Annotated in this window: 15 protein-coding genes; 10 read left to right on the forward strand and 5 right to left on the reverse strand. The window is 70.7% G+C overall.

The window, feature by feature from the left end:
• Positions 1 to 25 precede the first annotated feature (25 nt).
• A complete protein-coding gene (locus ABD156_RS17770) occupies positions 26 to 1,423 on the forward strand; it encodes an ATP-binding protein (RefSeq protein ID WP_344274094.1) in 1,398 nt (465 codons plus the stop codon).
• Complete coding sequence (locus ABD156_RS17775; protein ID WP_344274097.1) at positions 1,423 to 3,381, forward strand: VWA domain-containing protein; 1,959 nt, start codon at positions 1,423 to 1,425, stop codon at positions 3,379 to 3,381. Before ABD156_RS17770 ends, ABD156_RS17775 begins: the two co-directional genes overlap by 1 nt.
• A gap of 69 nt (positions 3,382 to 3,450) precedes the next feature.
• Here the strand turns inward: ABD156_RS17775 and ABD156_RS17780 are convergent, their stop codons facing one another.
• Positions 3,451 to 4,764 (reverse strand): cytochrome P450, encoded by a 1,314-nt coding sequence (locus tag ABD156_RS17780; RefSeq protein ID WP_344274511.1) that lies wholly within the window; start codon positions 4,762 to 4,764, stop codon positions 3,451 to 3,453.
• Positions 4,765 to 4,881: 117 nt separating this feature from the next.
• On the opposite strand from ABD156_RS17780, the gene ABD156_RS17785 reads away from it, so the two are divergent.
• Together ABD156_RS17785 and mshC are read left to right on the forward strand one after the other, a co-directional pair.
• On the forward strand, positions 4,882 to 5,646 hold the full coding sequence (locus ABD156_RS17785; protein ID WP_344274100.1) for a MerR family transcriptional regulator: 765 nt from the start codon (positions 4,882 to 4,884) through the stop codon (positions 5,644 to 5,646).
• An 82-nt stretch (positions 5,647 to 5,728) separates the two neighbouring features.
• A complete protein-coding gene (gene mshC, locus ABD156_RS17790) occupies positions 5,729 to 6,967 on the forward strand; it encodes a cysteine--1-D-myo-inosityl 2-amino-2-deoxy-alpha-D-glucopyranoside ligase (RefSeq protein ID WP_344274103.1) in 1,239 nt (412 codons plus the stop codon).
• A gap of 55 nt (positions 6,968 to 7,022) precedes the next feature.
• Here mshC and ABD156_RS17795 read toward each other — a convergent pair whose 3' ends face one another.
• On the reverse strand, positions 7,023 to 8,648 hold the full coding sequence (locus ABD156_RS17795; RefSeq protein ID WP_344274106.1) for an ABC-F family ATP-binding cassette domain-containing protein: 1,626 nt from the start codon (positions 8,646 to 8,648) through the stop codon (positions 7,023 to 7,025).
• Between the two features lie 268 nt (positions 8,649 to 8,916).
• On the opposite strand from ABD156_RS17795, the gene ABD156_RS17800 reads away from it, so the two are divergent.
• The 3 genes from ABD156_RS17800 to ABD156_RS17810 are packed head-to-tail and all read left to right on the forward strand — an operon-like array spanning position 8,917 to position 11,560.
• Complete coding sequence (locus ABD156_RS17800; RefSeq protein ID WP_344274108.1) at positions 8,917 to 9,513, forward strand: ArsR/SmtB family transcription factor; 597 nt, start codon at positions 8,917 to 8,919, stop codon at positions 9,511 to 9,513.
• Positions 9,510 to 10,766: an MFS transporter gene (locus ABD156_RS17805; protein ID WP_344274111.1), complete on the forward strand. Its 1,257-nt coding sequence runs from the start codon at positions 9,510 to 9,512 to the stop codon at positions 10,764 to 10,766. Before ABD156_RS17800 ends, ABD156_RS17805 begins: the two co-directional genes overlap by 4 nt.
• Positions 10,730 to 11,560, forward strand: a complete 831-nt coding sequence (locus ABD156_RS17810) for a metallophosphoesterase family protein (protein WP_344274114.1) — start codon at positions 10,730 to 10,732, stop codon at positions 11,558 to 11,560. The genes ABD156_RS17805 and ABD156_RS17810 overlap by 37 nt, the downstream gene beginning before the upstream one ends.
• 51 nt (positions 11,561 to 11,611) lie before the next feature.
• Here the strand turns inward: ABD156_RS17810 and ABD156_RS17815 are convergent, their stop codons facing one another.
• Both ABD156_RS17815 and ABD156_RS17820 read right to left on the reverse strand, forming a co-directional pair.
• Positions 11,612 to 11,896, reverse strand: a complete 285-nt coding sequence (locus tag ABD156_RS17815) for a hypothetical protein (RefSeq protein ID WP_344274117.1) — start codon at positions 11,894 to 11,896, stop codon at positions 11,612 to 11,614.
• Between the two features lie 463 nt (positions 11,897 to 12,359).
• Complete coding sequence (locus ABD156_RS17820; protein WP_344274120.1) at positions 12,360 to 13,271, reverse strand: PAC2 family protein; 912 nt, start codon at positions 13,269 to 13,271, stop codon at positions 12,360 to 12,362.
• 151 nt (positions 13,272 to 13,422) lie between these two features.
• On the opposite strand from ABD156_RS17820, the gene ABD156_RS17825 reads away from it, so the two are divergent.
• The 3 genes from ABD156_RS17825 (at position 13,423) to hisG (ending at position 15,318) form a co-directional block, all read left to right on the forward strand.
• Positions 13,423 to 14,109 carry an HAD family hydrolase gene (locus ABD156_RS17825; RefSeq protein WP_344274123.1) on the forward strand — a complete coding sequence of 229 codons (687 nt, stop codon included), beginning with the start codon at positions 13,423 to 13,425 and terminating at the stop codon, positions 14,107 to 14,109.
• Positions 14,110 to 14,173: 64 nt separating this feature from the next.
• The gene (locus tag ABD156_RS17830) at positions 14,174 to 14,437 is read left to right on the forward strand and encodes a phosphoribosyl-ATP diphosphatase (protein ID WP_027927607.1); all 264 of its coding nucleotides are present in this window, start codon (positions 14,174 to 14,176) and stop codon (positions 14,435 to 14,437) included.
• Positions 14,438 to 14,472: 35 nt separating this feature from the next.
• A complete protein-coding gene (hisG, locus tag ABD156_RS17835; RefSeq protein ID WP_344274130.1) occupies positions 14,473 to 15,318 on the forward strand; it encodes an ATP phosphoribosyltransferase in 846 nt (281 codons plus the stop codon).
• Between the two features lie 187 nt (positions 15,319 to 15,505).
• Here the strand turns inward: hisG and ABD156_RS17840 are convergent, their stop codons facing one another.
• Complete coding sequence (locus ABD156_RS17840; RefSeq protein WP_344274132.1) at positions 15,506 to 16,441, reverse strand: ParA family protein; 936 nt, start codon at positions 16,439 to 16,441, stop codon at positions 15,506 to 15,508.
• Positions 16,442 to 16,477 lie beyond the last annotated feature (36 nt).

A 16,477-nucleotide genomic window follows, 5' to 3' on the forward strand; every position in this document is an offset into this window, starting at 1 on the left:
CGGAACGGTCAGTAGCGTCGAAGGGGTGAACGCTGTTCCCGACGCTCTTCCCCGTACTGCCGGCGAGCTTCGCGCCGCCGGATACGCCCCGCGCCCGATCGCGCGCGAGATCCACGACAACCTGCTCGCCGCGCTGCGCGAGGGCCGCGACGCCTGGCCCGGCATCGTCGGCTTCTCCCGCACCGTGCTGCCTCAGCTCGAACGCGCCCTGCTCGCCGGCCACGACGTCGTCCTGCTCGGCGAGCGCGGCCAGGGCAAGACCCGCCTGCTGCGCACCCTGGCCGGCCTGCTCGACGAGTGGACCCCGGTCATCGAGGGCTCCGAGCTGGGCGAACACCCGCTCGACCCGATCACGCCGGCCTCGATCCGCCGTGCCGCCGAGCTTGGCGACGACCTGCCGGTGGCCTGGCGCCACCGCAGCGAGCGCTACACCGAAAAGCTGGCCACGCCGGACACGAGCGTGGGCGACCTGATCGGCGACGTCGACCCGGTGAAGGTCGCCGAAGGCCGCAGCCTCGGCGACCCGGAGACCATCCACTTCGGACTCGTGCCGCGCGCGCACCGCGGCATCGTGGCGATCAACGAGCTGCCCGACCTCGCCGAGCGGATCCAGGTCGCGCTGCTGAACGTCATGGAGGAACGCGACATCCAGGTCCGCGGCTACACGCTGCGGCTGCCGCTGGACGTCCTGCTCGTCGCGACCGCCAACCCCGAGGACTACACCAACCGCGGCCGCATCATCACGCCGCTGAAGGACCGCTTCGGCGCGGAAATCCGCACGCACTACCCGCTGGACGTCGAGTCCGAGGTCGCTGTCGTGCGCCAGGAGGCGAATCTCGTCGCGGAGGTCGGCGAGCCGCTGCTGGAGGTGCTGGCCCGGTTCGTGCGCAACCTGCGCGAATCGCCGGTCATCGACCAGCGCTCCGGCGTGTCCGCCCGGTTCGCGGTGGCGGCGGCCGAAACCGTCGCGGCGGCCGCGCTGCGCCGGGCCGCGGTGACGGGGGAGGACCCGGCGGTCGCGCGTCCGGTCGATCTCGAAGCCGTGCCCGCCGTGCTGCGCGGCAAGGTCGAGTTCGAGCCCGGCGAAGAGGGTCGCGAGGTCGAGCACCTCGTGCACCTGATGCGCCGAGCGATCGCGGAAACCGCTCGCGAACGGTTCGCCGGGCTGGACCTGCGCCCGCTGTCCGACGCGGTCGCGGACGGCCACCTGGTCGCCACCGGCGAGCGCGTCCCCGGCTCGGAAGTCCTTGCCGCGCTGCCGGAACTGCCGGTGCTGCACGAGGTCGCCCAGCGGGCCGGAGTGTCCGCGGACGAGCCGGCGGGCCGGATCGCGGCGGCGGTCGAACTGGCCCTGGAGTCGCTGTTCCTCGCCCGCAGGCTGGCGAAGGACTCCGACGACGGCACGACGGTGTACGGCGAATAATGCCGCTCTTACCGGAGGGATATTCCTACGGCCCGTGGCACGACGGGCCGGATCCGCTGGCCCCGCCCGCGGACCTGCGGGACGCGCTGGACGAGATCGGCCGCGAGGTCATGGGCGGTTCGTCGCCGCGCTCGGCGCTGGAGGAACTGCTCCGCCGCGGCACCGAACGCACCGCAGGTCTCGACGAGTTGACCCGTCAGCTGTGGCAGCGCCGTTCGCAAATCCAGCGGCGGCACCGGCTGGACGGCACGCTGCAGGAAGTCCAGCAGCTGCTGCAGGAAGCACTCCAAGCCGAGCGCCGGGAGCTGTTCCCGGACCCCGACGACGAGGCTCGCTTCCGCGAAGCGCAGCTAGACGCGTTGCCACCAGGCACCGCAGCAGCCGTCCGAGAGCTGAACGAGTACGACTGGCGCTCGGACGAAGCGCGGCAGAAGTACGAGCAGATCCGCGACCTCCTCGGCCGCGAACTGCTGGACGCGCGGTTCCAGGGCATGAAGCAGGCGATGCAGAACGCCGGGCCCGAGGACGTCGAGCGGATCAACCAGATGCTCGGCGACCTCAACGCGCTGCTGTCCGCGCACGCCCAAGGCGCGAGCGACATCGGCGAACGCTTCAGCGAGTTCATGCGGCGCCACGGCGAGTTCTTCCCGGAGAACCCGCGGAACGTCGAGGAGCTGATCGACGTCCTCGCCTCCCGCGCCGCTGCCGCGCAGCGCATGCTGAACTCGATGTCCGAGGAGCAACGCGCCGAGCTGGCCGAGCTGTCGCAGCAAGCCTTCGGCGATCCGAGACTGGCTCAGCAACTGTCCGCTTTGGACTCCCAGCTCCGGGCCTTGCGGCCGGGGGAGGACTGGACGTCGTCCTCGCGCTTCCGCGGCCAAGACCCGCTGGGCCTCGGCGAAGGCGCGCAGGCGATGGCCGACCTGGCGGAACTGGACGCGTTGGCCGAACAACTGGGCCAGTCGTATCCAGGCGCCCGGCTGGAGGACATCGACCTGGAGGCGCTGGAACGCCAACTCGGCCCGGACGCGGGCGTCGACGCTCGCCGGCTGTCCGAATTGGAACGAGAACTGCGGCAGCAGGGCCTGTTCGAGCGCGCCGCTGACGGCACCTTGCGGTTGTCTCCCAAGGCATTGCGCCGACTGGGCGAGACCGCATTGTCCGATGTGGTCAATTCGCTGCGCGGCAAGACCGGGGAGCGCGAAACCGAATCCGCGGGTGCGGCAGGCGAACCAACCGGGTCGAGCCGTCCCTGGCGGTTCGGTGACATGCAACCGTGGGACGTCCCGCGGACGGTGCGCAACGCCGTGCTGCGCTCCACTGCGGTCGGAGCGGGAAGCGTGCGTCTCGATGTCGAGGACGTCGAGGTCATCGAGACCGAGCATCGCTCGCGGGCTGCGGTAGCGCTGCTGGTCGACACGTCGTGGTCGATGATCCAAGAGGGCCGCTGGCTGCCGATGAAGCGCACCGCGCTGGCCCTGCACCAGTTGATCAGCACCCGGTTCCGCAACGACGCCCTGCAGCTGATCACCTTCGGCCGCTACGCGATGCCGGTGGAACTGCCCGAACTGGTCGGCCTGGAAGGCACCTGGGAACAGGGCACCAACGCCCACCACGCACTCCTGCTGGCCGGACGCCACGTGCGGCGTCACCCGGACGCCCAGCCGGTGGTCCTGATGGTCACCGACGGCGAGCCCACCGCGCATCTGGAACCGGACGGCGAAGCGGAGTTCTCCTACCCGCCGGAACCGGCGACGATCTACAAGACACTGTCCGAAGTGGACAGAATCGCCAAGCTGGGCGCGTCGGTCACCGTCTTCCGCCTGGGCGACGACCCGCGGCTGGAAGCGTTCGTGGACAACATCGCCCGCCGCTCCGGCGGCCGGGTAATCGCCCCGGACCTGGACGGCCTCGGCGCGGCAGTAGTAGGCGACTACCTCCGCACGCGCCGCCGCTGACCACTCGGCCAAAAGTTCGTGAGGGGAACCCTTAGGGACTCTGATTCCCTCAGGGTTCCCCTCACGGACCTACCGGCGGTGCACCAGGATCCGCGCGCCGTCGCCGGGCACGAGCGTGATGTGGCGGGTCTTCACTTGCTCCGGGCGAGGGCTGGGCGCGCTGACCCGGTACCGCGCGAACAGCTCCCGCAGCACGATCGTCGCCTCCAGCAACGAGAATCCCGCCCCGAGACAGCGTCGCGCGCCGCCGCCGAACGGGAACCAGCTGCCGGCGGGCGGACCGCTGCCGAGGAACCGCGTCGGGTCGAACACCTCGGGCGACGGATGGTGCGCCGAGTCCGCGTGAATCAGCGAAATCGACGGCAGCACCATGTGCCCGGCCGGAACCGTGTACGGGCCGACCTGGACGTCCTTCGTGAGCTTCCGGGAAACCTCGGAGATGATCGGCCGCAGCCGCATCGCTTCCTTGGCAACGGCTTCCAGGTACTTCTCGTCGCCCTCGTCGGCCGCGCGGGCGGTCTCCGCGGCGGTCGCCGGGTCCCGGGCGAGCTCGTGCAGCGCCCAAGCCAGCGCGGTCGCCGTGGTCTCGTGCCCGGCCAGCAGCAACGTGATCAGCTGGTCGCGCAGTTCGAGGTCGCTGAGCTGATCCTCGCCGGGCACGCTCAGCAACCGGGACAGCACGTCGGTCCGCTCCGCCAGATCCGGCGCCGCCCGCCGCTCCGCGATCTCCGCGTACAGCAGCTGGTCGACCCGCTGCTGCCGCTCCAGATTCCGCCGCCACGGCCCGAACTTCTGCAACGCCGGGCTGTGCCAGCCGAAAAGATCCAGCGCGCTGATGTCGATGACCTGCTCCAGCGCCACCCGCAACTCTGCCAGCCGAGGCCCGTCGGCCACCCCGAAAACGACCCGCAGAATCACTTCGAGCGTCAGCGCCCGCATCCGGTCGTGCACCCGGAACGCCCGGTCCTGCGGCCACCGCTCAAGCTCCGCGACCGTCAGCTCGGTGACCATGTCGCGGTACCCGCGCATCGCCGCCCCGCTGAACGCGGGCATCAGCAGCTTCCGCGCCCGGCGGTGCTCTTCCTCGTCGGTGAGCAGCACCGAATGCGCGCCCAGCATGGGTTTGAGCACCATGTTGCCCTCGCCGGCGTGGAACGTCTCGACCGGACCGGAGAAGATTTCGCGGACCAGGTCGAGGTCCCCGATCAGCACCACCGAACGCTCCGGGTACAGCCGCAGCCGCACGACGTTTCCGTAGCGTCGTCGCAGCAGCGGCAGCAGGGCGTTGCGGAATGCGCCGAAAAGGACGGTTTGCACCGCCATCGGCAGCCGGGGACCAGGAGGAAGGGCGGAACGGGCGCGGATCGGCGTGCGCAGAGCCATGCTTTGTTCGTACTCGCGCCGGACCGCGCTGTCCACCAGACTTGACCCTCACGCGGCGTGAGGCGCGATCGTGGTTTCTCGCAAGGGCCGTTCGGCCGAAGAAACAGGGGGAGAGCGATGGGCTACCGGGTGGGCGAGGCGGCGGCGCTGGCCGGCGTCACCGTGCGCACGCTGCACCACTACGACGAGATCGGGCTGTTGTCGCCGAGCGGGCGCACGACGTCCGGCTACCGGCGCTACGACGACGCCGATCTCGACCGGCTGCAGCGGATCCTGCTCTACCGGGAGCTCGGCTTTCCCCTGGAGACGATCGCGTCCGTGCTCGCGGAGCCGGGAACCGACGCCGACGGCCACCTGAAACGGCAGCGGGAGCTGCTGGTGGCGCAGGCGGACCGGATCGAGCGCATGGTCGCGGCCGTCGACCGATTGCTGGAGGCGAGAGCCATGGGCAACACGTTGACGCCCGAGGAGAAGTTCGAAGTGTTCGGCGGATTCCAGGTGCCGGAGGGTTATTCGGAGGAAGCCGTGCGGCGCTGGGGCGGCTGCGCGGAGTGGAAGCAGACGCAGCTGCCGGAGACCAAGGAGGAGTGGGCGGAGGCGGAGCGGCAGCGGAAGGACTGGGTGAGCCGCCTGGTCGCGCTGATCGACGACGGCGTGCCGGCGGACAGCCCGGCGGCGGCCGAGCTCGCCGAGGAGCACCGGGCGATGCTGTCCGCGGTGATGGGGGAGTGCGGGTACGCGATGCAGCAGCGGGTCGCGGCCCTGTACGCGGACGAGCCCGCGCAGCTGGCGTTCCTCGTCCGGGAGGACGAGCAGCGGCCTGGCATCGGGGCGTACGTCCGCGACGCCGTCCAGGCGAACGCCGCTCGGCAGCAGGCCTGATCCCCGGGGGTGGGAGAGACGGCGCGGCTGTCTCTCCCACCTCGTGGGAAAGCGGACGGACGTCACGCTTACAGTCGGAGGTATGCAGACTTGGTCCTCCGTCGCCGTGCCCCGGCTGCCCGGCACGCCCCGCCCCCTCCGGCTCCACGACACCGCGACCGGGCAGGTCCGTCCGACCGCACCCGGGGCCGCCGCCCGGATGTACGTCTGCGGCATCACCCCCTACGACGCCACCCACCTCGGGCACGCCGCCACCTACCTCGCGTTCGACCTGGTCAACCGGGTGTGGCGGGACAACGGGCACGAGGTGCACTACGTCCAGAACGTCACCGACATCGACGAGCCGCTGCTGGAGCGCGCGGCACGCGATTCGGACGACTGGATCGTGCTCGGCATGCGCGAGACGGCGCTGTTCCGCGAGGACATGGAGGCGCTGCGGGTGCTGCCGCCGCGCCAGTTCGTCGGCGCGGTCGAGGCGATCCCGGAGATCGTCGAGGTGATCGCGAAGCTGCTCGCCGACGGCAGCGCCTACCGCGCGGACGACGCCGAGTTCCCGGACGTCTACTTCGACCACAACGCGACCGGCCGGTTCGGCTACGAGTCGAACTACGACGCCGAGACCATGGCGAAGTTCTTCGCCGAACGCGGCGGCGACCCGGACCGTCCCGGCAAGCGGCACCCGCTGGACGCGCTGCTGTGGCGCGTCGCGCGCGAGGGCGAGCCGTCGTGGGAGTCGGAGCTGGGCGCCGGACGGCCTGGCTGGCACATCGAATGCAGCGCGATCGCGGTGAACCGCCTCGGGCTCGGCTTCGACGTGCAGGGCGGCGGTTCCGACCTGATCTTCCCGCACCACGAGTACAGCGCGGCGCACGCCGAGGCGGTCGCCGCGGACCACCCGTTCGCCCGGCACTACGTGCACGCCGGGATGATCGGGCTCGACGGCGAGAAGATGTCGAAGTCCCGCGGCAACCTGGTCTTCGTGTCGCGGCTGCGCGCCGACGGCATCGACCCGGCCGCGATCCGGCTGGCGCTGTTCGCCGGGCACTACCGCGAGGACCGGGCGTGGACCGGCCAGCTGCTGGTCGACGCGCAGGAGCGGCTGGCCCGCTGGCGCGAAGCGGTCTCGCTGCCGGCCGGACCCGACGCGGGGGACACCGTGGCGCGGCTGCGCGACCACCTCTCGGACGACCTGAACACGCCGCAGGCGCTCACCGCGATCGACGCGTGGGTCACGTCGGCGCTGCGCCGCGACGGCACCGACCAGGCCGCGCCGGGCCTGATCAAGGAGGCCGTGGACGCCTTGCTGGGCATCGTTCTCTGACTTTGTGAGCGGGGCCGGACCGGAAGCGGCCCGGCCCCGCTAAATGTATAACGACCTATACATCCTGGCGATGGCCATCCGCCAGCGCCAGGTGGTCGCCTTCCCAGCGGCGGCGCAACCACCGATCATGCGAAGCGAGGACGACCGCGCCCGGCGCGCTGTCGAGCGCTTCGGACAGTTCCTCGGCCAGGCTGAGCGACAGGTGGTTGGTCGGCTCGTCCAGCAACAGCACGTCCGGCGGCTCCGCGAGCAGCACCGCCAGCGCCAACCGGCGACGCTGACCCACGGAAAGCTCGCCGACCGGACGGTCGTGCTCCCTCGGCGGCAGCAACCCGAGCGTGGAGAGCGAAGGCGCCGCTTCGCCGGCCGCGGCGCGGTACACCTCCTGCGCGGTCCGCTTCGGCTGAGCGAACGTGACGTCCTGCTCCAGCAACCCCACTCGCACGCCGGGTCCGAAGTGGACAGTCCCGGCCGACGGGGCCAGCTGACCGGCCAGCACGGAGAGCAGGGTGGATTTCCCCGCCCCGTTTCCGCCGGTGACAAGGAGCCGCGCGGAGCGGTCCACGTCCAGCTCGTCCAGCTGCACGCGACCTGGAACGGCGATGCCGCGCACCGAAACCGCCGGGCCTTCGCCGCCGGTGTCCGAGGTGAGCGTGGCCCGGAACCGCAGCGGCGCGGGCGGTTTGCGGACTTGCTCGCGCTCCAGCGTGTCGAGCTTGAGCTGAGCATTGCGGACTCGCCGGGAAATCTGCTTCTGCACGCGACCGGTCTTGAAGTCGTAGAGCATCTTCGCGTTGTCGCGCGGCGCACGGTTGTGCGCGACGCGCCGAGCGGTGCCGTGCACGGATTCCCGCAGCTGCTTGAGTTCCTCCTGTTCTTCGGTGAACCGCTGCTCCCACCGCGCGCGTTCGGCCTTTTTCTGGCCGAGGTAGTCGGTGTAGCTGCCGCCGTAGCGCGTCGCGCCGCCGACGCGGCGGTCCGCCGGAACCGGGTCCAGGTCCACGATGTCCGTGCAGACCGCGTCGAGGAACACGCGATCGTGCGAGGACAGCACGACGACGCCGGTCAGTTCCGCGAGATGGTGCTCGAGGAACTCCATGGCGTTGTCGTCGAGGTGGTTGGTCGGCTCGTCGAGCAGCAGAATGCGCGGCCGCCGCACCAGCAGCGCGGCCAAGCCGAGCCGCGACCGCTGTCCGCCGGAGAGCGTGTGCAGCCGCCGCTCGTGCTTGATGTCGCCGAGCCCGAGACCAGCGAGGACGAGGTCCGCGCGCCGGTCCGCGTCCCACAGGTCGTGCGCCTGCGCCCATTCCAGGACGTGGCCGTACTCGCTGAGCACCTCCGGGTCTTCGGGGCGCTCGGCGAGTACCGCGGCGAGCTTGTCGAGCGTCGCCGCCGCGGTGCGGATCTCGGCGAGCGCCTCGTCGAGAACGTCGGAAACCCTTGCGGTACCGGAGAACGGCAGTTCCTGGAACAGGAAGCCGAGATCGCCGTGCCGCACGACGTCGCCGCCGCGCGGGACTTCGAGTCCGGCCAGCAGCCGGAGCAGGGTGGATTTCCCGACCCCGTTTTCGCCGACGAGACCGATCCGCCTGCCGGGCGACGCGACGAGCGAGACGCCGTTGAGGACGGTGCGCGCGCCGTAGCCGAAGACGAGATCGGAGGCGTGCAGGACAGTAGACATGAGTGATCACCGGGCCTTTGCGGTGGAGGCAAAAATCCCCGACGGGCAACGCGCGGCTTCCCGGGAGCAGGGCTCGACCGGGAGCGGCCTCGATGCGGGGAGGGCTCGGTTCAGCTGTCCATGATGGCCGGGAGCATAACGCGGGGCGCGCCCCGGCTGGCAAATGGTTTTTCCCGGAGCGATCGGCGGGCTTGACGCCGGGACCGCCGCCTGCAACTCTGAAAGAACAGTTTCGAAAGAAATCCTTCAGAGTTTGGACGGACCCCTGATGGCCGAAGTGCCCCCGCAGTTGCCCCCGCGCAAGCGGATCGACGACGTCGAGCTGCTGCGCGCGCTCGCGCACCCGCTGCGCTCGGCGCTGGTGCACCACCTGATGGCGGTCGGCCCGTCGACGGCCAGCGAATGCGCCGACGCGGTCGGCTCCACGGCGTCGAACTGCAGCTGGCATCTGCGCAAACTGGCGGAACACGGCCTGGTCGAGCGGGCCGAGGGTGGTGACGGGCGGGAACGGCCGTGGCGGGCCTGCCACGTCGGGCTGGTGCTCGGCCGCCCGGGCGGCGACCCGGCCCTCACCGCGGCGCAGCTCGCGGTCACCGGCACGGAGCTGGCCGAGGAGCAGGAGCTGACCCAGCGGTACCTCGACACCGTCGAGACCCTGGACGAGGACTGGCGCGAGACCGGCGGATTCTTCTCCTACGGGCTGAACGCGACGCCCGAGGAAGTCAACGCGCTGACCAAGGCGATCGACGACCTGATCCGGCCGTACGTCAGCACGATCCGCAAGGACGCACCCGTCGACGCCCGCGCGGTTTTCCTCGGGATGCGTGCCTTCCGCCGGATCGGGCACGACGGGAAACCGGCATGAGACGGCTGCTGGCGGCACCGGGATTCGCCCGGCTCTGGGTCTCCGCGTTCTTCGGCGAGACCGCCGAATGGATGCTGCAGGTCGCGTTGCCGGTGTACCTGTTCGTGCGCACGGGCTCGGCGGTCACGACCGCGCTGAGCATCGTGCTCGGGCTGCTGCCGGCGGTGCTGCTGAGCCCGATCGCCGGGGTGGTCGCGGACCGATGGGACCGCCGCGTCGTCCTGGCCGTGGTGTGTGCCGGGCAGGCGCTCGTGGTGCTGCCGCTGCTGATCGGGACCGAACTGCCGGTCGCGGCGGTCTACGCGGTGATGGCCGCGCAGGCAGGGCTGGCCTCGGTGTTCGAACCCGCGCGCAGCGCACTGGTGCCGGAACTGGTCGGAGTCGAGGACGTCACCTCGGCGAACGGGCTGATGAGCGTGAACGGCAGCGTCGCGCGGCTCGCGGGCGGCTGGGCCGGGGGAGCGCTGCTGGGATGGGGCGGGCTGGAGCGCGTGATCGTCGGCTACCTCGTCGCGCTCGCCGCGGCCGGGATGCTGCTCGCGTTCCCGTTCCGCCGGGCGACGGTCCGGAAGACCGTGCCCGAGCAGACGGATTGGCTCGCCGGGGTCCGCGATCTGGCGGGCAAGCGGCTCCGGCCGACGAGCGTGTCGGCGCTGCTGACCTCGCTCGCGCAGGGCATGTTCCTGGTGCTGTTCGTGGTGTTCGTGCTCGACATCCTCCGCGGCAGCGAGGCCGACGCCGGACTGTTGCGCGGGGTGCAGGCGATCGGCGGGCTGGCCGCCGGGTTCGCGGTGGCCACGCTGGCGCGCCGGGTCGCGCCGGTGCTGCTGCAGGGCTGGGGCCTGGTCGCCGCCGGGCTGATGTCGGTCGCGATCTGGAACCTGCCGGGCGCGACGACGGTGCTCGGGGTGTACGTCGGGCTGTTCATGGCCGTCGGCGCGCCCGCCGTGGTGGCCGGCGCCGGGCTGCTGTCGCATGTCCAGGCGGAGACCGGCCCGGACCGGGCGGGACGGGTGCTGAGCACGGTGTACGCGCTGATGGCCGCGGGCACGGCGGCCGGTTCGCTGCTGGCCGGAGCGCTCCTCGCGGTGACCGGCCCGACAGTGCTGCTGAACGTGCAGGCAGGGCTTCACGTGAGCGCCGGGCTGGTCGTTCTGGGGTGGGGGAATGGGAGGTTCCGGCGTTCCCGGGCGCGGAAAGTCGTTACGGTGGAGAAGTGCCGTCTCTCTTCGCCACCAGCGACCTCCACGTGACCCACGAGGGCAACGGCCCGATCGTCGACGAGGTCGTGCCCGACGATCCCGGCGACTGGCTGCTCGTCGCCGGCGACGTCGCGGAGTCCGCCAAGGTCATCCGGGAGACGCTCGCGAAGCTGCGCGATCGGTTCGCGAAAGTCGTGTGGGTCCCGGGCAACCACGAGCTGTGGACCACGCCGAACGACGAATGCCAGCTGCGCGGGCAGGCGCGGTACGAGTTCCTGGTGGAGCAGTGCCGCGAGATCGGCGTGCTCACTCCCGAGGACGAGTTCCCGGTGTGGGACTTCGGCCCGGAGCCGCTGACCATCGCGCCGCTGTTCGTGTTCTACGACTACAGCTGGCGCACCCCGGCGACCGAGGGCAAGACCCGCGAAGAGGCGCTCGCGCACGCCCGCGAGATCGGCGTCGTGTGCACCGACGAGTTCTACCTGCACCCGGATCCGTACGAATCGCGCGCGGCCTGGTGCGAGCAGCGGCTGAAGGTGAGCCGCGACCGGCTGGACGCGATCCCGGCGGACCGCCGCACGATCCTGATGTCGCACTGGCCGCTGCACCGGCACCCGACGAATCCGTTGTACTACCCCGATTTCGCGCTCTGGTGCGGCACCACGCAGACCGAGGACTGGCACCTGCGCTACCGCGCCGAGCTGGCCGTGTACGGGCATCTGCACATCCCGCGCACGACGTCCGCGGACGGGGTGCGGTTCGAGGAGGTGTCGCTCGGCTATCCGCGGGAGTGGCGGAAGCGGCCCCGGGGCGCGGTTCCGGTGCGGAAGCTGCTCACCGCCTGAGCGCCGGGACGCGATCGGCGCGCTCGCGTCCCGGCTCGGCTCAAGTGCGGATCAGTCGAACGAGAGCCGGCAGGCCGTCGCCGCCACCTGTGCCGGAACGTAGGCGCGGCGCAGGACCCAGTAGCACTCCTCGAACGAGCCGGCGTCGCACGCGTCGTGCGCGAGCCAGGGCTCGACGTCGTACTCGCCCACCGCGTAATCCATGCAGGCGCCGAAATCCTGCGCCGTCACCGGCGAAACCGGTGCCGCCGACGCGGTCGCCGCCGACGCGGTCGCCGCCGACGCGGTGACCGCGCCCGCCGCGAGCACTGCCGCCGCTAGAGCCTTGCCGAACATTCTCGTACCTCCTGGTCCGCGCGACGTCGCTCGCGCCAGGCCAGTCAACGAGACGCGCTCGGCAGGGCACCAGAGCGGCGCGGCGTGCTCAGTCCTCGGCGCAGGCGCCGTCATCCCGCCGGGCGGCTCAGGTGACTGTTCGTAGATCGGGAGCTACTGTGCGTTCCCTCTGCTGTGGCGCGCAGGGCACTGCTGCCCGGCAAGCCGCTGCCCGCGGGGCTGGCCGACCGCGAAACGGCGTTGAGGAACGCGAAATGCGACTCGCCGTCGACCCTGAGGCCTGGGCATTCCGGGCAATCTTCGACCGCTGCCACTGTGCGTGACGGACCGGCTCGGCCGGGGCATGGTCGCCGACGGGGAGCCAACTGCCCGCCGTCGCCCGCTTCCTCGCCGCTCCGGCGCGTCGCGGACGAGAAGCCGCCCGCGCGCGGGTCTTCCCGGCGCGGGCACTTCACGAGGCCGGTCAGCGGAGGCCGAACCCGCCGTCCTGCCCGGGCCGGCGCCGCCGCAGGTACCGCTCGAACTCGGCGGCGATCTTGTCGCCCGAGACCTCCTCCATGGTGAAGTCGGTCTCGGCGTCGCCGCGTTCCTCGAGGCCGCGCACGTACTCGCTGATTTCCTCGTCCTCGTCGGCCATCTCGCTGACCGTCTGCTGCCATTCCTCGGCCTGCTCCGGCAGCGCGCCCAGCGGGATCTCGACGTCGAGGACGTCCTCCAGCTTGTGCAGCAGCGCCAGCGTGGCCTTCGGCGACGGCGGGTGCGAGACGTAGTGCGGCACCGCGGCCCAGATCGACACAGCCGGGATGCCGGCCTGCACGCAGTAGTCCTGCAGGATCCCGACGATCCCGGTCGGGCCCTGGTAGTTGCTCACCTCGAGCCGGTACTTGCTCGCGGTGTCCTTGTCGTAGGCCGTCCCGGTCACCGGGACCGGCCGGGTGTGCGCGGTGTCGGCCAGCAAGGCGCCCAGTGCGACCACCATCGACACGTCCAGCTCCTGGACGTGCTCCACGATCTCCGCGCAGAACTTCCGCCAGCGCATGTTCGGCTCCGGGCCCTGCACCAGCACGAGGTCGCGGTCGAAGCCCTCGGGACGGCACACCGACAGCCGCGTGGTCGGCCATTCGACCCGCCGGGTGATGCCGTCGACCATCTTCACCGTGGGGCGGCTGACCTGGAAGTCGTAGTAGTCGTCCGGCTCGAGTTCGGCCAGCGGGGTCGCGTCCCAGGTGAGCTGGAGGTGTTCGATCGCCTGGCTCGCCGCGTCGCCCGCGTCATTCCAGCCCTCGAAAGCCAGAATCATGATCGGGCGTTGGTCATCGGCGCGGTCCTGCTCCGGGTCGCCGGGCCGCGGGGTGTCGTCGACAGGCTCACTCACCTGACCAGCCTACGGCCTCGGGCACCTACGCTGCGCAGCGTGTCCGCCCCCGCGTGTCACGGAGCGGGTGTGGCCCCGCTCACGGCGGCCCGCGTGGGACGCTGGAGGCGAGCGCGCCCGGCCGGAGCGGCGCACCGGACAAGGAGAAACTGTGACTGCACCGTCCTCTTCGGACGGACTGGCGGCTGTCCTCTGGGACATGGACGGCACCCTCGTCGATTCCGAGAAACTGTGGGACGTCGCGCTGTACGAGGCCGCCGAGGCGCTCGGCGGCACGCTTTCGGAGGAAGTCCGGATGACGCTCGTGGGGTCCAACATGGACGCCACCGCCACCGTGCTGCTCGAGCAGACCGGCCGTCCGGTCACCCCGGAAGCGGTCGCGGAAACCGGGGAGTGGATCCGCCGCCGCACCGCCGGGCTGTTCGACGACGCGCTGCCCTGGCGTCCGGGCGCGCGCGAGGCGCTGGCCGCGGTCCGCGCGGCCGGGCTCAAGTCCGCGCTGGTCACCTCCACCGAACGGGCGCTGACCGAACTCGCGCTCGACACGATCGGGCGGGAATTCTTCGACGTCACGGTCTGCGGCGACGAGGTCGACGGCCAGAACAAACCCCTCCCGCGGCCGTACCTGAAGGCCGCCGAACTGCTCGGCGTGGCGCCGGGCCGGTGCGTCGCGGTCGAGGACTCGCCGCCGGGCGCGGAATCGGCCGAAAGCGCAGGCTGCACGGTGCTCGTCGTCCCCAACGACGTGCCCGTCCCGGACGGCCCGCGCCGGGTGTTCCGCACGTCGCTGGCCGGCGTCGGCGTGCCCGAACTGGCGGCGCTGCTGCCGTCGCTGTGACCTCGGCGGCATCCGGGTCACCCGGAACGGCGCGGACGAGCGCGGGATGAAAGGATCCGGCCTCGTGAAGACCTTCGATGAGCTGTTCGCGGAGCTTGCCGAGCGCGCGCGTACCCGTCCCGACGGGTCCGGCACCGTCGCCGCACTGGACGCCGGGGTGCACGCACAGGGCAAGAAGGTGCTCGAAGAGGCGGGCGAGGTGTGGATCGCCGCCGAGCACGAATCCGACGACCGGCTGTCGGAAGAGATCTCGCAGCTGCTGTACCGGGTGCAGGTGCTCATGCTCGGCCGGGGAATCTCGACCGAGGACGTGTACCGCTACCTGTGACGCGCTCGCGCACCGGATACCGAGGAGAAACCGAAATGCTGCGTGTTGCCGTGCCGAACAAGGGAGCCCTCGCCGCCGCTTCGGCGGAGATGCTTTCCGAGGCGGGCTACCGCAAGCGACATGACGGCAAGGACCTGACCGTCCTCGACCCGGTCAACGAGGTCGAGTTCTTCTTCCTCCGGCCGAAGGACATCGCCATTTATGTCGGTTCCGGCGAACTGGACCTCGGCATCACCGGGCGCGATCTCGCGCTCGATTCCGGGGCGCCGGTGGACGAGGTGCTCGCGCTCGGGTTCGGGGCGTCGACGTTCCGGTACGCCGCGCCTGCGGGGCGGGACTGGAAACCGGCTGATTTGCACGGGAAGCGGCTGGCTACGTCGTATCCGCGGCTGGTTCGGGACGATCTTGCTCGGCATGGGGTTGAGGCTGAGGTGATTCGGCTCGACGGGGCGGTGGAGATCTCGATTCAGCTTGGGGTCGCGGACGCTATTGCCGACGTGGTCGAGTCCGGGCGGTCGTTGCGGCAGCACAATCTGGTGGCGTTCGGGGAGCCGATCTGTGCTTCCGAAGCGGTGTTGTTGCAGCGGGCTGGGAGTGACGGGTCTCGGGCTAAGTCGCAACTGGCGGCTCGGTTGCAGGGGGTTGTGTTCGCGCAGCACTACATGATGCTGGATTACGACTGCCCTCGGGAGATTTTGGAGCGGGCTATTTCGATTACGCCTGGGTTGGAGTCGCCTACTGTGGCTCCGTTGGCGGATGAGAAGTGGGTTGCTGTGCGGGCTATGGTGCCGCGCAAGGAAGTTAACCGGATCATGGACGAGCTTGCCGAGACCGGGGCGAAGGCTGTGTTGGCGTCGGACATTCGGTCCTGTCGGTTGTAGTCCTGTCGGTTGGAGCGGTCACCAGCTGTGTTTTTGGCGCCGACTTCGTCGTCGCGTGCGGGATCGCTTTTAGCCGGCGTTTGGGGGCTCACCGGCGTGAGGGGCCTTCGGCCTGTCACGCCGGTGAGCCCCCAAACGCCGGCGCGATCCCGCGTTGTGGTCCTGTTGGTCTGAAGTGGACGGTGCCTTAGCGCGGGCGGTTGGGGCGCTTGGGCATGAGGTCGTACAGCTTCTTGCGGGCGCCGTTGTCGTTGACGTTGCGCGCCACAGCTACCTCGGAGATGAAGTCCTCGAAGACGAACTCGTCGTCGGCGGGAACCTCGGTGGGGCCGGGGTTTTGCGCCAGGTAGCTGTCCAAGGTCTCGGCGATTTCCCGGAACGACACGGCTTGGATGGTTTCTGGGGCGAAGGTCGTTACCGGGACGCCGTGGGCGGCGGCCTCGTTCATCACTACGCCTAGCGGGACGTGCGAGAGCATGGGGACGCCGAAGGAGTACATCTCCTGCAGGGCTGCCGCGGCGTAGTGCGAGATGGGGCGGCGGTACAGGCCGGGGACGATGCCGAACCAGGCGATGGGGGCGCGGCCGGTCGTTTGTTCTACGTAGCGGACCTGTTCCGACAGCAGGCGCAGCGCTCGGATGCTCGTTTTGTCCGGCTGGACCGGGACCAGGATGCCGTGCGAAGCCGCCAGCGCGTTGTTCGTCAGGACGTCCTGGGCCGGCGGGCAGTCGATGATCACGTGGTCGTAGTGGGCGAACTGGATCACCCTCGCCAGCTGCCAGCCGGGCACGCGGAACTGGTCCAGCCTGCGGATCAGGTCGAACATGCCCGGCGACGTGGGGATCACGTCGAACGCGCCGCCGCGGCCGAGGTTGCTGCGCGGATGCGGGACGGCCAGCTGCTCGATCGGGCCCTTCCACAGCTTCGTCAGCGCCTTCGCCAGGCTCGGCGAGTCCGCCGGGACCTCGTCCATGCCGAGCATCTCGGTGGTCGCGTGCCCCTGCGGGTCGAGGTCGACGAGCAGCACCCGCCTGCCGCGTTCGGCGAGGGCCGCGGCCGCGCCCACGCTCAGCGAGGTTTTGCCCACCCCGCCCTTCTGGTTGACCACCGAGGTGATCTGCATGCCGGAGCGCTCCCTTGTCGGTCGTTCCGCGAAGGC

It is taken from the genome of Amycolatopsis albidoflavus (assembly GCF_039525725.1).
Taxonomy (GTDB): domain Bacteria; phylum Actinomycetota; class Actinomycetes; order Mycobacteriales; family Pseudonocardiaceae; genus Amycolatopsis; species Amycolatopsis albidoflava.